Source organism: Rhizobium etli CFN 42 (assembly GCF_000092045.1).
In the GTDB taxonomy this organism is placed as follows: domain Bacteria; phylum Pseudomonadota; class Alphaproteobacteria; order Rhizobiales; family Rhizobiaceae; genus Rhizobium; species Rhizobium etli.
Genome location: NC_007761.1, coordinates 1,083,069 through 1,095,882, shown reverse-complemented (window position 1 = coordinate 1,095,882; position 12,814 = coordinate 1,083,069). Strand labels below are relative to the sequence as shown.

Annotated in this window: 20 protein-coding genes; 6 read left to right on the top strand and 14 right to left on the bottom strand. The window is 61.8% G+C overall.

All coding sequences use genetic code 11. The features are described 5' to 3' along the window. The first annotated feature begins 236 nt into the window (after nucleotides 1-236). On the top strand, nucleotides 237-920 hold the full coding sequence (locus RHE_RS05315; protein ID WP_042119188.1) for a winged helix-turn-helix domain-containing protein: 684 nt from the start codon (nucleotides 237-239) through the stop codon (nucleotides 918-920). Nucleotides 921-977: 57 nt separating this feature from the next. Further along, nucleotides 978-2,375: a sensor histidine kinase gene (locus RHE_RS05310; RefSeq protein ID WP_011424386.1), complete on the top strand. Its 1,398-nt coding sequence runs from the start codon at nucleotides 978-980 to the stop codon at nucleotides 2,373-2,375. Here the strand turns inward: RHE_RS05310 and RHE_RS05305 are convergent. From RHE_RS05305 to RHE_RS05260, 10 genes are all read right to left on the bottom strand, one after another. Beyond that, on the bottom strand, nucleotides 2,272-3,168 hold the full coding sequence (locus RHE_RS05305) for a glycosyltransferase family 25 protein (RefSeq protein ID WP_011424385.1): 897 nt from the start codon (nucleotides 3,166-3,168) through the stop codon (nucleotides 2,272-2,274). The genes RHE_RS05310 and RHE_RS05305 overlap by 104 nt on opposite strands. Nucleotides 3,169-3,501: 333 nt before the next feature. Further along, nucleotides 3,502-3,909: a GFA family protein gene (locus RHE_RS05300; RefSeq protein WP_020920646.1), complete on the bottom strand. Its 408-nt coding sequence runs from the start codon at nucleotides 3,907-3,909 to the stop codon at nucleotides 3,502-3,504. A gap of 468 nt (nucleotides 3,910-4,377) precedes the next feature. Beyond that, nucleotides 4,378-5,511 carry a hypothetical protein gene (locus RHE_RS05295; protein WP_011424383.1) on the bottom strand — a complete coding sequence of 378 codons (1,134 nt, stop codon included), beginning with the start codon at nucleotides 5,509-5,511 and terminating at the stop codon, nucleotides 4,378-4,380. 461 nt (nucleotides 5,512-5,972) lie between these two features. Next, the gene (locus tag RHE_RS05290) at nucleotides 5,973-6,566 is read right to left on the bottom strand and encodes a hypothetical protein (RefSeq protein WP_011424382.1); all 594 of its coding nucleotides are present in this window, start codon (nucleotides 6,564-6,566) and stop codon (nucleotides 5,973-5,975) included. A 14-nt stretch (nucleotides 6,567-6,580) separates the two neighbouring features. After that, nucleotides 6,581-6,790 (bottom strand): response regulator transcription factor, encoded by a 210-nt coding sequence (locus tag RHE_RS05285; RefSeq protein ID WP_020920643.1) that lies wholly within the window; start codon nucleotides 6,788-6,790, stop codon nucleotides 6,581-6,583. Continuing rightward, nucleotides 6,787-7,083 carry a GcrA family cell cycle regulator gene (locus tag RHE_RS05280; protein WP_042118053.1) on the bottom strand — a complete coding sequence of 99 codons (297 nt, stop codon included), beginning with the start codon at nucleotides 7,081-7,083 and terminating at the stop codon, nucleotides 6,787-6,789. The genes RHE_RS05285 and RHE_RS05280 overlap by 4 nt, the downstream gene beginning before the upstream one ends. Continuing rightward, nucleotides 7,080-7,478, bottom strand: coding sequence for a hypothetical protein (locus RHE_RS05275; RefSeq protein WP_041678583.1), 399 nt, complete (start codon nucleotides 7,476-7,478; stop codon nucleotides 7,080-7,082). The genes RHE_RS05280 and RHE_RS05275 overlap by 4 nt, the downstream gene beginning before the upstream one ends. Beyond that, nucleotides 7,444-7,812, bottom strand: a complete 369-nt coding sequence (locus RHE_RS05270) for a hypothetical protein (protein ID WP_011424379.1) — start codon at nucleotides 7,810-7,812, stop codon at nucleotides 7,444-7,446. The genes RHE_RS05275 and RHE_RS05270 overlap by 35 nt, the downstream gene beginning before the upstream one ends. A 35-nt stretch (nucleotides 7,813-7,847) precedes the next feature. Next, entirely contained in the window at nucleotides 7,848-8,102 is a 255-nt protein-coding gene (locus tag RHE_RS05265; RefSeq protein ID WP_041678841.1) for a DNA-directed RNA polymerase sigma-70 factor, read from the bottom strand. A 135-nt stretch (nucleotides 8,103-8,237) separates the two neighbouring features. Beyond that, nucleotides 8,238-8,462, bottom strand: a complete 225-nt coding sequence (locus RHE_RS05260; protein WP_041678840.1) for a hypothetical protein — start codon at nucleotides 8,460-8,462, stop codon at nucleotides 8,238-8,240. A gap of 83 nt (nucleotides 8,463-8,545) precedes the next feature. Here RHE_RS05260 and RHE_RS05255 point away from each other — a divergent pair, with 83 nt between their 5' ends. The 4 genes from RHE_RS05255 (at nucleotide 8,546) to RHE_RS05240 (ending at nucleotide 10,485) form a co-directional block, all read left to right on the top strand. After that, a complete protein-coding gene (locus tag RHE_RS05255; RefSeq protein WP_011424377.1) occupies nucleotides 8,546-9,193 on the top strand; it encodes a S24 family peptidase in 648 nt (215 codons plus the stop codon). Between the two features lie 91 nt (nucleotides 9,194-9,284). Then, complete coding sequence (locus RHE_RS05250; RefSeq protein ID WP_011424376.1) at nucleotides 9,285-9,611, top strand: hypothetical protein; 327 nt, start codon at nucleotides 9,285-9,287, stop codon at nucleotides 9,609-9,611. Between the two features lie 368 nt (nucleotides 9,612-9,979). After that, complete coding sequence (locus tag RHE_RS05245; RefSeq protein ID WP_020920637.1) at nucleotides 9,980-10,243, top strand: hypothetical protein; 264 nt, start codon at nucleotides 9,980-9,982, stop codon at nucleotides 10,241-10,243. A 14-nt stretch (nucleotides 10,244-10,257) separates the two neighbouring features. Beyond that, entirely contained in the window at nucleotides 10,258-10,485 is a 228-nt protein-coding gene (locus RHE_RS05240) for a hypothetical protein (protein WP_042118049.1), read from the top strand. Between the two features lie 26 nt (nucleotides 10,486-10,511). Here the strand turns inward: RHE_RS05240 and RHE_RS05235 are convergent, their stop codons facing one another. The 4 genes from RHE_RS05235 to RHE_RS05220 all read right to left on the bottom strand — a co-directional run bounded on the left by RHE_RS05235 (nucleotide 10,512) and on the right by RHE_RS05220 (nucleotide 12,729). Beyond that, nucleotides 10,512-10,751, bottom strand: a complete 240-nt coding sequence (locus RHE_RS05235) for a DUF982 domain-containing protein (protein ID WP_042118047.1) — start codon at nucleotides 10,749-10,751, stop codon at nucleotides 10,512-10,514. Nucleotides 10,752-11,119: 368 nt separating this feature from the next. After that, on the bottom strand, nucleotides 11,120-11,323 hold the full coding sequence (locus RHE_RS34200; RefSeq protein WP_244425766.1) for a hypothetical protein: 204 nt from the start codon (nucleotides 11,321-11,323) through the stop codon (nucleotides 11,120-11,122). Nucleotides 11,324-11,468: 145 nt separating this feature from the next. Next, nucleotides 11,469-11,864 (bottom strand): DoxX family protein, encoded by a 396-nt coding sequence (locus RHE_RS05225; RefSeq protein ID WP_011424374.1) that lies wholly within the window; start codon nucleotides 11,862-11,864, stop codon nucleotides 11,469-11,471. Nucleotides 11,865-11,880: 16 nt separating this feature from the next. After that, nucleotides 11,881-12,729: an SDR family oxidoreductase gene (locus RHE_RS05220; protein WP_011424373.1), complete on the bottom strand. Its 849-nt coding sequence runs from the start codon at nucleotides 12,727-12,729 to the stop codon at nucleotides 11,881-11,883. Nucleotides 12,730-12,814 lie beyond the last annotated feature (85 nt).

The following is a 12,814-nucleotide window of genomic DNA, read 5'->3' as shown; positions in this document are numbered from 1 at the left end:
ATGAGAGTTTTTCGCTGATGCTTGGTTGTTCCCTGGCCGTGTCAGCGTGGAACGGCAGTGGGCGGCCGGACGGACAACCAGCAGCAGTGAGCCCCTCTTTGCGGGGAGGCCATGTCACGCTCGAGCTCGAACCTCCCGGTGGAGCGCGATGCGCCCTCCCCTTACCAATCGTTAAGTTGCCGCCCGGCCACCCTCTCGGCTAGATCTTGCCGCACGAGGCATCCGGGATGCGGCCGATGCGAATCCTGCTTATCGAGGACGATATCAAGACGTCCGACTATATCGCCAAGGGCTTCACGGAGGCCGGGCACGTCTGTGACGTGTTCGGCGACGGCCGCGACGGGTTATTTCAGGCGCAGCGCGAGGCCTATGACGTCATCGTCGTCGATCGCATGCTGCCGGGTCTCGATGGGCTGGCGATCATCCGCTCGTTGCGCGCCGCCAAGGTCGGCACGCCGGCGCTGTTCCTGACCTCGATCGGCGGCGTCGACGACCGGGTCGAGGGGCTGGAGGCCGGCGGCGACGATTATCTCACCAAACCTTTCGCCTTCTCCGAGCTTCTGGCGCGCGTCAATGCGCTCGGCCGGCGCCCGCCGGTGCAGGAGCAGCGCACGGTCTTGAAGGTCGCCGATCTGGAGCTCGATCTGATCCGGCGGGAGGCGCGGCGCGCCGGCCAGGCGATCGAGCTGCAGCCGCGCGAATTCACCCTGCTCGAGGTGCTGATGCGCGGCGAAGGCCGTGTCATCACCAAAACCATGCTCCTGGAGCGGGTCTGGGATTTCCACTTCGACCCGAAGACCAGCGTCGTGGAGACCCATATCAGCCGCCTCAGGGCCAAGGTCGACAAGCCGTTCCAGGCCCAGCTTCTGCATACGATTCGCAACACCGGATACAGCCTGCATGCGCCTCGAACAGGATGATTTCAGGCCCATCCGCCTGAAATCTCAAATCCTATTCGCAATTCAAAGAGTAAGAGCATGATTTCGTCCGAAAACCGCGCACACTTTTCGGCATCATGCTCTAGCCTGCGCAGGAGCACGCCCTTCCGCTTGGCCGTCACCTTCGGCGTGCTCTTCGTGGTCGCTTTCATCTTCAGCGGCGCGATCATCTATCACATTCTCAGCCTCGGCCTTGGCCGCGATGTCGACCAGTCGCTCAACGAAATGAATTCGCTCATCGTCTCGACCTACGAGCCCGGCGACACCGCGGACCTGATCAACACGCTGAACAATTATGCGAGTTTCCAGTCGACCTCCGACGGGCTCTATTCGCTGACGGATGCCGGCGGGCGCAAGCTTGCCGGCAATTTCGCGGCACCGCGCATCCCGAACGGCGTCTATACCGTCACCTCGGGCGATGTCGGGCTGAAGGGGCATGAACGCTATCGCATGCAGGTATCGACGGTCGGCCCCTACAGCCTTGTGGTGGCCGAGAACTTCAACGATGCCGACGAGATGCTGCGGATCGTGCTGGTGAGCTTCGAATGGGCGGCAGCAATCGTCGTGGCGACGGCGATTGGCGGCGGCGTCTTTCTCGCCGTTCGCGCTCAGGCGCGGCTGGACCGGGTCGCCAACACCATGAATGACGTCTCTCACGGCGCGCTCGACGCCCGCATTCCGATCACCGGCAACGGCGACGATCTCGATACGGTGGCGATCCAGATCAACGCGGCGCTGGAGCGGCTGCAGAGGCTGGTCGAGAGCATGCGGCAGGTCAGCGCCGATATCGCCCACGATCTGAAAACACCGCTCAACAGGCTGCGCCTGACGCTGGATGCCGCCGTGGCCGGAAACGAGCAGCAGGCGGATGTTTCGGCTCTGCTTGATGAAGCGCGAAACGAGAGCGACCGGATCAACGCCACCTTCGAGGCGCTGCTGCGCATTTCCCAGATCGAGGCCGGCGCCCGCAAGGAGCGTTTCCAGGCGACCGATCTCGACGCCGTTCTGAGCGTCATCTCCGAGGTCTATGTCGATGTCGCCGAAGATGCCGGGCAGTCGTTCCGGATCGCCGGGCGCGCTCCCGCCGTCATCTGGGGCGACCGCGATCTCTTGACGCAGATGATCGCCAATCTGGTGGAGAACGCGATCAACCACTGCGCGGCCGGAACCCGCATCACCCTTTCGCTCCGCCGCCAGGAGGACCGCGCCATTCTCTCGGTCGCCGATACCGGCCCCGGCATCCCCGCCGAGGAAAGGGACAAGGTCTTCCGGCGCCTCTACCGGATCGACAAGAGCCGCACGACGCCAGGCAGCGGCCTCGGTCTCAGCCTCGTCAAGGCAATCGCCGAACTGCATTCGGCCGAGATTGCGCTGGCAGACAATCATCCCGGCCTTCGCGTTTCGATCGCCTTCCCATTGATGCCGGAGAAAGCGTGAGGCGCCATGCCGCGAGCCGGCCGAAACGGGCGACAAAACGGCGGATCTCGGCAGCAGCGCGAAAGGGCAGCACGCTCCACGGGCGGCGGCGGCCGAGCCGGTAGGCCGAAAGCCCCGCCTGGATCTGCGAGCAGGGATCGGCCCTCTGGCCCACCGGCAGCGGATCGACGAAGCAGGCGCGCAGACCGTCATCGAACTCCAGGTCGAAGGCGAGATCATAGGGCAGCCGCATGGGCAGCAGCGCCCCGGCAATCCAGCCCGCCGCCTGGCGGTTGATCAGATAGGCGCCGGATCCCTTCTCGCGGGTCAGCGCAATGGCGAGCGAGCGCGAGGCGGTCAGCGGCTCGACCCGGTGCTTCCGGCCGGAATTGACCGTCGACAGCCGCAGAATGTCCCAGTGCGCCTGATGGCGAAGCGCGGCCTCGAGCAGCTCGGCAAAATCACCGTCGAAGTCGAGATCGTCCTCGAGGATGAGGGCGAATTCGGCGTTGCTGGCGAGGAAGCGCCGGGCGCATTCGACATGGCTGAGATAGCAGCCGATCTCGAAAGGGTTCGGCCGGCGGCCGTGCCGGCTGAGATAAGATTTCTCGTCGAAGCCGGGATGCGGCAGGCTTATGGCCGCACCGTCGACCGCCGCCACGCGCTCATAGGCAAGGCCGAAGCCCGCCAGCAGGCGTTCCATTCGGAACCGGCGCAACGGCGCGCGGTCGAGATTGATGAGGTAGGTATTGACCCGCAGGCTGACCGGATGAATGGCCGGCATAAGGGCGGCGGGTGCGGCGCGCATGTTCATGAGAGCTGGCCTCGACTTGGCAATGACGGCGCCAAGCCTGCGCTTCAAACCTCACAGGGACCTCGCCCGGACTATACATTTTCGTAAGCTGCGGCGACCGGCAGCCGAAGCAAGCATCCTTACGGATCGGTATGCTGCCGGCAAAGCCCCCGTAAGAATGCCGCGCTACAGTTCTCCTGCGACATGCGATGGGTCCTTCCCTTCCTGCGATCATGACGACATCAATCAAGCCTTCGATGACGACGTCGACCCATTGCGTGCCGCGCCGGCGTCGGAACCTGGCGTTAGCCCGCAGCTGTTGCGATCGAGGTCCCTTTCCCCGTTCCCGAACCACTAATTTCCGGCATGACGCTCGATCGTGTCGGCGAGGTCGATCCAATGCGGGCGATCGCCCCACCAGTGAACATGATCGGGCGCAGGAAAGGAGGGATCGGCGAAGGTGCCGGCGGCGATGACGACGGTGCCGGGGAAGTATGTTCCGGATTTGGAAAATCCGCCTCCACCGCAGATCCGGCAAAAGGCTTTCATCACATCCGGCGTGGTTTCGCCCTGCGGAAACCATACGGAATAATCGCCGGAAACGATCCGGACGTCGTCCTCGCGGAACCACACATTATGGGCAAGAGCGCTGCCGGATGCGCGCTGGCAGCGTGTGCACGTGCAGACGTGGTTGTGCACCGGATCGCCATCGACCTCCAGGCACAGGGCGCCGCAGCTGCACTTGGCATGAAAGACAGGCATTTGGCTCATTCCATGTTGATCTTACGGCAATGTGCCGTCGTTCAAATCGTTCTGACGCTCTCCGATCAAAAATATTCAGCCGGCTCGGGAACAACGGACTTCGCTGATCGTAAGTATTATGGGCCGTGCGGAGGTGCTTACAACACAGCCATGCACTTCGATACTCTGCGCGGCCCACTCCAGTCAAAGCCAGGGCGCGTCGTAGCCCAGCTCTACGGCCAAGCCGGCCGGTCGATCAGCCGGACCGTTTCGGCCAACCCTCCCGCAGATTTGCCTGGCAAATCTGCAAGACTTTGGAATCGCCGGACGCACTTGTCGCTTCGCCGTGGCGAAGCGGTGCGGCCGGTGGGCCGGCCAGGATCAGAGGCGATCGGCTCGGACGTACCTGGAGGTATGCCCATCGCCAATCGCCTCTGCCCTGACGAGAACCTGCTCCGGCAGAATGCTTCAAGCTAACCCGGAAAAGCTCTAGTATGGAGGGCTGAAGCCCCAGGCAGCAGGCTCGAGGTAATCACGGGGTGGCTGCATTTCATCCATACCCACCGGCCGGCGGGTCAGCGTCACTATTTTGAATCCCTCGCTGTCTCCCCAGCCAGACCAGTGGTGGTCAATCAGCGGTATGCCGTCCGAAGTCAGGCATTGATGAAGGCCCATATCAGCCATATTTGGTGTTCGGTCATACCATGCGCAGTCCTCACCAAGCAGCCGATCCTGCTCTCTCAAGTCGACCATCCCATAAACCTCGTCGAATCTCCTGAACTTCGGCGAGAGAATCGAGGAGGAGCGGACAGCTTCGAACATGCGCTTCCCCTTGGATGCGGAATATCGAAACCCCTGGTCTTCAAGCTCGTTCCAGACGGTGATCAGGATCGATCCATCTCCACCGTCGCGCTGTCGGAGCCACCAGGGATAATGACGCAACAGCCTCTCTTTGGATCTGTGGCTAACCAGCTCCGCCTCGAAGTCTCCAGGATTTGGGGTGTAATCGTCGTAACGTGGCAAGGGCGCGAGCCAGGTACCGGCTTCGAGAAGCTGCATAGGCGGTCGTACCACCGCTTCCGGCACAGGCCCGCGCCGCAGATCCGTCAGCCGCGTCTCGGACATGACCTCCCCGCTGGAGAAAAGGACTTTCGTCGCGATCTCTATTCCGTCCTCGGTCAGGCAAGTTAACTCACTGGGACTGGTCTCGGCCCTGTCCATGCGCCGGACGATCTGCCGCCAGCGACACTGCTCACCGCCGACGGTCTCGACATCATCCGTTTCCCTGACTTTCTTGATGCCGTCATAATCCTGAGATGATTCGACCTGCCTGATCTGAAATGACGAGATTTCACCATTCCTCCTAGTCACCCTCAGAACCACGTTCTTGAAGAAATGTCCGTAAGAAAGGTTCGTTTCTTCGTTTCGTTGCTCTTCAACGCGTGTCCAGCCGTTGTGATGCTGGACGACCCGCTGGCGGTCCCCTTTGGCACCATGGGCCTCACGCACGATCATCTTTGCGGTATAGTCGGGCACATCAGGACTGGCGAAAAACGGAACCTCGCTCGCAAAGGCGGAACCGCCCGCGATCGTGATCACTGCGAAAACAATCAATCTGTACATGATACTCCTCGGGGCGAAGGTGCACACAACCAGTGGGATTAACAAGAGCAGCGACATGCCAGAGCAGCTGAACTGCAGGCTGAGCAGCTGCAGGCCAACTGATAGCTAGAGCCGAATGGTGGTCGACCACACCACCGCCGCATGCCAGGCGGCGTAAACGAGACAGACTGCCCGATCATCACCAAAGCGTAGCGCATGCTGCCCCCGGAGTTCCTCATCTTCCGCAATTTTTAGCTGCAGTCTCTCGTTTGTGGAACCACCAATCTTGGATGGCGGACCGGCACATTCCGGTTTGCCTGACTTAGCGCAGACCGGTGAAGTTCCATTCGGCTTCGCCCTGCCACGTCCAGGCGAAAACACCCGTGCCGGCCTCCATCATCCCATGCCTTGAGCCTGGGATCCATGGCCACGGCGGATTAGGCCCTCTGCCGCGATAGAGCGGCTAGTCGCGAAAGAATCCATCACCCCGCCTTCGCCCTGCGCAGCGCGATCAAACCCCGCCGCAGCCACAGCAATTGCTGTGGCGGCATCTGGCGCAGATGTTCGTAGTCCATCACCGCGACATTATAGACGGTGCTCCGCACCTGCGGCCCGTCCTCGCAGCGCAGAAGTACGGCCTGCAGTTCCATCATGCGGTTGCTGGCCTTGCGGGCGCGGTCGGCGAGGCTTTCGGTCACCTCGCCTTCGTGGCCCTTGACGGCAAAGAGCGACTGGGCCCTGGGGCTCGGAGCCGGGATGCCCGTCGTCTTGTGGTAGCGGGCCATGACCTCGGCATAGTCGTCGCCGGCCTGGCGCTGCTCCTCGGTGATGGCGCCATCGAGGAACATGCGGCCGAGGGTATAGCCGGCATAGGGGCTCCTGACCGTCTCGTCCGCCACCGTCTTGCCGAAACCGTGAATGCGCCGGCGCGCCGCCATCGCCACGCTGACATTCTCCTTCTCGGTCTCGAACGGCTTGATCTTGCCGCAGGGAAAGCGCTCGACATTGGCCTTGCGCGGCCGGCCGGCGCCCTTGTTTACCCGCTGTATCTTCACCTTGGTGGCCTTGCCGCCCATGCTGGTTATCCTTCCTATCGAATGATGCCGTTTCGAAGTGCGGCGGCGACCAGTGCAGTCTCCTTGAACACGCCGAGTTTCGCCTTGGCATTGGAAATGTGGGTGTTGACGGTGATCGGCGAGATGCCGAGGATGGTGCCGATTTCGGCGGCGGTCTTGCCTTGCGCCATCCAGCCGATGATTTCCCGCTCGCGCGGGGTCACGGCACTGGTCACGGCACTCATGGCGCCGGTCCGTCGATCGTGGGCACGCGCGGCATGGTCACCTCGGCGCACGACAGCGTCACCCGCCTCACCCGGTCGGGGTGGCGCATCGGCGCGGGCGCCGCGCCGGCGACCGCAAGCTGCTTGCGCGCATCCTGCCTGGAGGGAAACCGGTCGCGATTGCGATGCGCCATGTTGATGACGGTGTTCTTCTTCGAGCCGAAGAGCTCGGCGATTTGTCGCGCCGAAAACCCCTCCTGCCAGAGCTTCTGCGCCTTGACGATCTTGTCTTCCGTCCAGAACAGATCTCTCATCCCACTGCCTCCTGTGCGTCTCGTGCGGCCCTTGCGATGACCGGGTTGTCTGGAAACATCTCGGCAAGCGCCCGCTTGGCGCTGCGGCTGCCGTTTGCCGCCTGTCTCAGCAGCCGCATCTTGTAGGCGGCGACCTTCGGCTGCGGCTGTTCGGGCGGCGCTTCGACGCGCGGCCGGTTTTGCGCCGTCATCACCGCCTGCTGCTGGCGGGCGATTTCGGCGAAGCTCGCCGCGCTCGGGGCGAAGGCGCGGTTATGGTCCCTGACCTTGCCTGACAGAAACAGCTTGGCGGCGCGCCAGACCGCCTCTGCCGGAATGCCATCGATGGCGACGAGGTAGGCGCGGATCTGCATGTCGGGATCAATGCCGGCGGATGCCGGAAAACCCGAAAGCATCCCCGCCATGATCGTCACCGGAGAGGAAATCTCTTGCGGCATCGACCAATGTCCTTCTGCCCGTGTTTGCATCACTCGATCCCGCTTCCCTCGCCTTCTCATTGAAATACCAGTCTGCTTTGATCGCCCTCCAGCCGCGCAGGATCTGCATCTCGGCGGCGTCGACCGGATTGCCGGTCTTCAGGTATTCCTTGACCTGGATCTTCGCTGCATAGGCCGTCAGCGGCTTCTTCAGGGTGCGGCTGCGATGCTCGATGATCGCCGCCGCCAGCTCCTGCCCCAGCACGGGGCTGAGTATCTCCATGATGTCCTTGTCCATTTCTTGCTTTTCCATGCGATTGCCTTCCCGCTCGAAGCCTCTCTCGGCCCTCAAACCCGCCCGCCGGCAAAATTGACCGGAGCGCCCGGCCTGGCGGCGCGGCCGGGGAACCGCCGGATTTTGCCGGCGGCGTAATCCTGATGGGCGGTGTCGCCCTTCTCGGCGCTGCGAAGCCGGTGGATCTCGCTCTCCACGGCGGGCACCGACACGCCGAGGATGGCCGCGATTTCGATATAATCCCTGCCGGAGCGGAAGAGCTCGAGGGCGTTCATGTGCGTGCCTTGATGCGCCGGGGCGGTGCTCATCGCTTGATCCTTTTTCGCATTCGGTCCACGGCCGGCCCTTCCGCCAGGCGGGCGCCGGCCAGATCGTTCATTTCACACTTGTGGAAGAGGCTGGCGTCGCCGAGGGAGCGCGACGACGCCAGCTGCCGAAAGCCTTCAGGGAGGAGTGAGGCCGTCGGATTTGGTGATCGGCTGAGAACCGGACAAGACCGGTGTCTGCCGCATCTCTTCCGGCTGGGTCTGCCGGCCGCAATTTTCGCAGTGGCGCTCGATCACCTCGGCGATCGACAGCGCCCTGCCGCAGTGCGGACAGCCGGTGTAGCGGGCATTGGCAGAGCCCGAAAGCCGGGGCCGATTGCTGATGATGTCGGTGCTTGTCATGAGCATAAGGGTACGTAAAATACCTCGCACGTCAAGCGATTTAGGGCATTACATGTACCTTTTTTTAGGGTATAATTTATATCATGTTGAAAGATCAGGAACAATTTGAGCGCGAAGAACGCGCAAAGCGTCTGGTCATGGCCAGGAAGAACGCGGGCTTTGCCGGGCCGAAGGCGATCGTCGATCGTTTTGGCTGGAACGCCAATGTCTACAAGGCGCACGAGTCGGGCCGGAACGGCTTCGGCATCGCCGACGCGAAGAAATATGCCAAGGCGTTCAGGGTCAATCTCAACTGGCTGCAGTTCGGAACCGGCGATGCGCACGATCCGGAGGAGCGGCCGGTCTCGGTCGCCGACGTGCCGAAGATCTCCTGGGTCAGCGCCGGGCAGCTGACCGAGCAGGCGCCGATCACCGATTTTTCGGAATTCCCGACCGTCGCCGCGCTTGACCTGCCGGATGGCGACTGGATCGCGCTCGAGGTCGAGGGCAATTCGATGAACAAGATCTCACCGCCCGGCTCGATCATTTTCGTCAACCGCCGCGACAAGCGCCTGGCGCCGAACGCGCTCTATGTCGTCGCCGACGAAACCGGGGCTGCGACCTACAAGCGCTACCGGCCGAACGACAACCCGCCCTTCCAGCCCGCCTCCTACGAGGACGTGCCGCCGCCGGAATTCCAGGGCGCCGTCACCATCGTCGGTCGCGTCCGCCGGTCGGTGATCGAGATGTGAGAGTCCAGCCCTTTCAAAAAACCGAGCGAATTCCGGGGCATAATTCTTGCCATTCCAGCAAGACGCCAACCTCTTCCCAAAAAGATTCAAGATGATCCGCCCGCCCGCACGAGCCGGCAGGATCGGGTTCCAGATCGTGACACTTGCCGTGCCGATCATCGCTTTCGGCGCTGCGCGGGCGATCCTGCTTTGCGGTGAAGCTCTCCAGGCCGAAACCGGCTCTGCCGGCGCTCCCATCACCATGCGCAAAATGCATGCAGCCACCCTTGCGGGAATGCCTGCGAACAAGCGCTTCGAGCGCAGGCGTCAATCTGAAAGCCGCGACGCGCAGCACAGCAGGTCATCGCCGCCGCCCGCGCGCCTGTGCTATCCTGATCTCTCTCACTCCCTCTCTCTTCCATCTCTTTCCAGTTCCTGAAGGCTGGTGAGGGAGGGTTCCGGCCAAAGCTTCCCCCTACCCCATGAGCAAAGCCCATGAAGCCGGGAGAGCATTGGCCAGGGTCCTGACGGCCGGAGCCGGGATGGGACACGTGCCAGAGGGGCCATTCGCTTCGCCCTCGTCCTGATTTTCTGACAGCGCACTTAAGGACTTTCGCTTCCCGCGCCGCTGGGCTTCGTCAGCTCGGGAGTTGCACCCGGTCGCCCAATCACTCGGCTGAGACATACGCCTACGATTCGTACCTCGTCAATGCATGAGGTATTTTTTATACCTTAAATGATTGACGGTCAGAGGTATGTTATATACCTTTCTCAATACGCCGACCACCGGCGAGAGAGGGCAGAGCGATGCAGCATATCCGCAAGATCGAGACCGAGCAGAGCCGGCGAGACACCCGCTGGAATGCGGTGCGAAGGCTCGACGACTGCGATGCCTATATGGCCAACGAGGCCCAGCGCATGGGCGCTCTCGGCTTTGCCTATCTCGGCCGCCCCGAACATTCGGTCCGCGGCCCGTCATGGCTGCGCGGCGCCACCGCCAGTGTCGAGGCGCATTACCGCTACGCCCGCGAGATCATGGGCATCACCGACCGCGATCAGCTTTACGCCTGAGGGGAGAAGAGAAGATGTCCGCAGACTGCATCATCAAAGCCTTTTCCGGCTGCGCCTGCCCGCCAGGTCAATGCGGAGAGAAGCCCATCATCCCGGCGCCGGTCAGCTTCGTCTCCTGGCGGATTCAGGCCCTCACCTGCATCGCCTTCGGCTTTGCCGCAGCGATCGTTTCGGCCGCCTGGATGGGGCCGCAGCTGAAGCATCGCGATTGCGACGATCAGGAGCATGTGTCATGGAAGTAAGCGAATGCTTTTTGAAGCGCCGCCGGTCAGGAAGTGAACTTGATGTCGCTTGCCCTGGCTGCGGTTATGAATGCCCGCCGCACCTGCTCCGGCTCGGCGATATCGTTGAAGACATCGAGCACCAGCAGCTCGGCAGCCTTGGCCGCCGGCGTCTGCTCGGGCCAATCGTTCAGCAAGGTATTGCCGGCCTGAACGACATTATAGACCGTCCTGGTCTTGCCATTGATGGTGATCTTCACCGGTTTGAAGCTCCGTCGCCTGCTCATGATGCAGCCCCCTCGCGCTGGACACGCGACTCAACGAGCGACATCGAGACTCGTTCCACCGACACCAAGTTCTTTCTCAACCAATCAGAAAGTGCAGTAAGCGATGTTCCGATTACACCTTGGCTCAGTTTTTTTCGGACGCTTCAGGTTTTCACAATGCGTATGAATTCACGCACCTCCTCTAGCATCCAGTTCCGAAAGGCGCGGACCTTTGGTTGGTCTTGATTGCCGACGCGGTACAGCAGATCGTAACCCACTCGACCTCGAGGGCTATGTCGGGAAATAATGAAACCAGCCTATCAGCGGCAAGGTCTTCCGCAACAAGGACGCTCCGCCCAAGAGCTACACCCGCCCCTCGAATGGCTGCCTCAATGGACATGCTTCCATGGCTGTATCCGGGCCCACGCATACCGGGGTACGGCAGCTCCATCATCGCGAACCATCGCTCCCAGGTTCGTGATCATCCCGATCTCGTGAATGAGTTGGCACTTGACCAGGTCGCTCGGTGCATCAATCCCGCCCATCTTCTCGCGGTACTCCAAGGAGCATACCGGTGAGACCGTCTCGTTCATGACGCGCTCCGCCGCCGCGTGAGGGTAGCGACCGTCACCATAACGCAATGCTACGTCGACGGCGCGAGGCGCGACGGGCCATGACGACTGCGCCCGAAACTGGATCGGGACGCAGATCGCAAAGGTTTGGATGCCAGGAGGTATCTCAGGTTCCGGCCTGCCGGGAGGCCGCATACGGCGAAGGCTTTGCTCGTGCGGCATTTTGGGTCGTGAAAGACATGACAAGGACGCCCAGACCGAGGAATGCCGGAACTGATCCGGCGTAGTCGGACGCGTTCAGATGAGCCGATAGCGCAAGCAGCAGGTGAAAAAACATTCCGGAATAGGCGAGATCGCTCAGTCCGACGCTGATGCGGGAAAGGATCGCCGCCACTCCCAGCAGTTTGACCGTAATCAGGAGCGGCACCAGATAGCCAGGATAGCCAAGCTGACCCAACAGTTGTCGCACCGTGTCGCTTTGGGTGAGATAGAAGGTGGCGGACATAAGGTACAACGCCGAAAGAAGCGCGGTGCTGATCCAATAGACGTATTTGCAGGCCATGTTTACGCGGTTCTCCTCAGGACTTCGTTGCCGCGAACACGTTGCGGAACGAGATCGGCGCACGGCCCGACAGCCGCTCGACATCATGTGTAAGCACATCGAAGTGTCCTTCGACAAAGGTCTTCTTGATGTCCATGATGGCATTGACAACAAGATCGGGCAGCCCGGCCTGGCCTAAGCCGCCACGCAGCTGCTCCTCGGTAACCGAGGCAAACACGATGGGCTTGCCAAGCGCCTCCGAAGCAATTGCGGCGACGTCATGCCCCGTTAGCGCATCGGGTCCCGTCAGATTGTAGATCGCGCCTGCGTGACCTTCGCCCAATACGGCTCCTGCTGTCGCTCCGGCCACGTCGTTGCGCGAGACATACGCGACGCGACCTTCGCCGAGTCCAGCGAGCATTCCTTGGCTCTGTGACATCATGACCTCGTCGATCATGGACTGTGCAAAGTAGTTCATGCGCAGGATCGTCCAGTGTGGAGCTGACCTGATCAGATGCTGTTCGGCTGTCCAGTAGGACTCGCCGAGTGCAGGTATGGCAGCCTCGCGTGTGCCTGCCGCCGACAGCAGGACGATGTGCTGCACACCTGACTCCACGGCCACGTCGATGGCGGACTTGAGCTGCGCTCCGCGTACGCCCGGACGCAGGTCTGCGCTGGGGATCAGCACCAGACGGTCGAGCCCGGCATAGGCGTCCTGAAGCGTCTCTGGCTGGTCATAGTCACCTTTGCGAGCCTCGATGCCGCTACATGCCTTCTCCGGCGAGCGGGAGATGGCGACGATGTGGTGGCCGCCTCCGCGTGAGCTGAGTTCTTCGATGATGGCCGCACCCAGTTTCCCACTTGCGCCGTTGATGCCGATCTTCATGTCATCGTCCTCTTCTGTTAACGAACAAAATGTACGTGACGATATGATCGATATCGGGTATGTGCACAAGAATGCACATGAAAGT

Bases quoted from the DNA above. Each gene is read 5' to 3' on its own strand.
- RHE_RS05225 (WP_011424374.1), bottom strand. From the start codon at position 11,864: ATGGCCTGCAAATACGTCTATTGGATCAGCACCGCGCTTCTTTCGGCG.
- RHE_RS05315 (WP_042119188.1), top strand. From the start codon at position 237: ATGCGAATCCTGCTTATCGAGGACGATATCAAGACGTCCGACTATATC.
- RHE_RS05280 (WP_042118053.1), bottom strand. From the start codon at position 7,083: ATGAGAGATCTGTTCTGGACGGAAGACAAGATCGTCAAGGCGCAGAAG.
- RHE_RS05255 (WP_011424377.1), top strand. From the start codon at position 8,546: ATGTTGAAAGATCAGGAACAATTTGAGCGCGAAGAACGCGCAAAGCGT.
- RHE_RS05305 (WP_011424385.1), bottom strand. From the start codon at position 3,168: ATGAACATGCGCGCCGCACCCGCCGCCCTTATGCCGGCCATTCATCCG.
- RHE_RS05295 (WP_011424383.1), bottom strand. From the start codon at position 5,511: ATGTACAGATTGATTGTTTTCGCAGTGATCACGATCGCGGGCGGTTCC.
- RHE_RS05300 (WP_020920646.1), bottom strand. From the start codon at position 3,909: ATGCCTGTCTTTCATGCCAAGTGCAGCTGCGGCGCCCTGTGCCTGGAG.
- RHE_RS05310 (WP_011424386.1), top strand. From the start codon at position 978: ATGATTTCGTCCGAAAACCGCGCACACTTTTCGGCATCATGCTCTAGC.
- RHE_RS05250 (WP_011424376.1), top strand. From the start codon at position 9,285: ATGATCCGCCCGCCCGCACGAGCCGGCAGGATCGGGTTCCAGATCGTG.
- RHE_RS05290 (WP_011424382.1), bottom strand. From the start codon at position 6,566: ATGGGCGGCAAGGCCACCAAGGTGAAGATACAGCGGGTAAACAAGGGC.
- RHE_RS34200 (WP_244425766.1), bottom strand. From the start codon at position 11,323: ATGAACGAGACGGTCTCACCGGTATGCTCCTTGGAGTACCGCGAGAAG.
- RHE_RS05245 (WP_020920637.1), top strand. From the start codon at position 9,980: ATGCAGCATATCCGCAAGATCGAGACCGAGCAGAGCCGGCGAGACACC.
- RHE_RS05270 (WP_011424379.1), bottom strand. From the start codon at position 7,812: ATGGAAAAGCAAGAAATGGACAAGGACATCATGGAGATACTCAGCCCC.
- RHE_RS05235 (WP_042118047.1), bottom strand. From the start codon at position 10,751: ATGAGCAGGCGACGGAGCTTCAAACCGGTGAAGATCACCATCAATGGC.
- RHE_RS05275 (WP_041678583.1), bottom strand. From the start codon at position 7,478: ATGCTTTCGGGTTTTCCGGCATCCGCCGGCATTGATCCCGACATGCAG.
- RHE_RS05240 (WP_042118049.1), top strand. From the start codon at position 10,258: ATGTCCGCAGACTGCATCATCAAAGCCTTTTCCGGCTGCGCCTGCCCG.
- RHE_RS05285 (WP_020920643.1), bottom strand. From the start codon at position 6,790: ATGAGTGCCGTGACCAGTGCCGTGACCCCGCGCGAGCGGGAAATCATC.
- RHE_RS05260 (WP_041678840.1), bottom strand. From the start codon at position 8,462: ATGACAAGCACCGACATCATCAGCAATCGGCCCCGGCTTTCGGGCTCT.
- RHE_RS05220 (WP_011424373.1), bottom strand. From the start codon at position 12,729: ATGAAGATCGGCATCAACGGCGCAAGTGGGAAACTGGGTGCGGCCATC.
- RHE_RS05265 (WP_041678841.1), bottom strand. From the start codon at position 8,102: ATGAGCACCGCCCCGGCGCATCAAGGCACGCACATGAACGCCCTCGAG.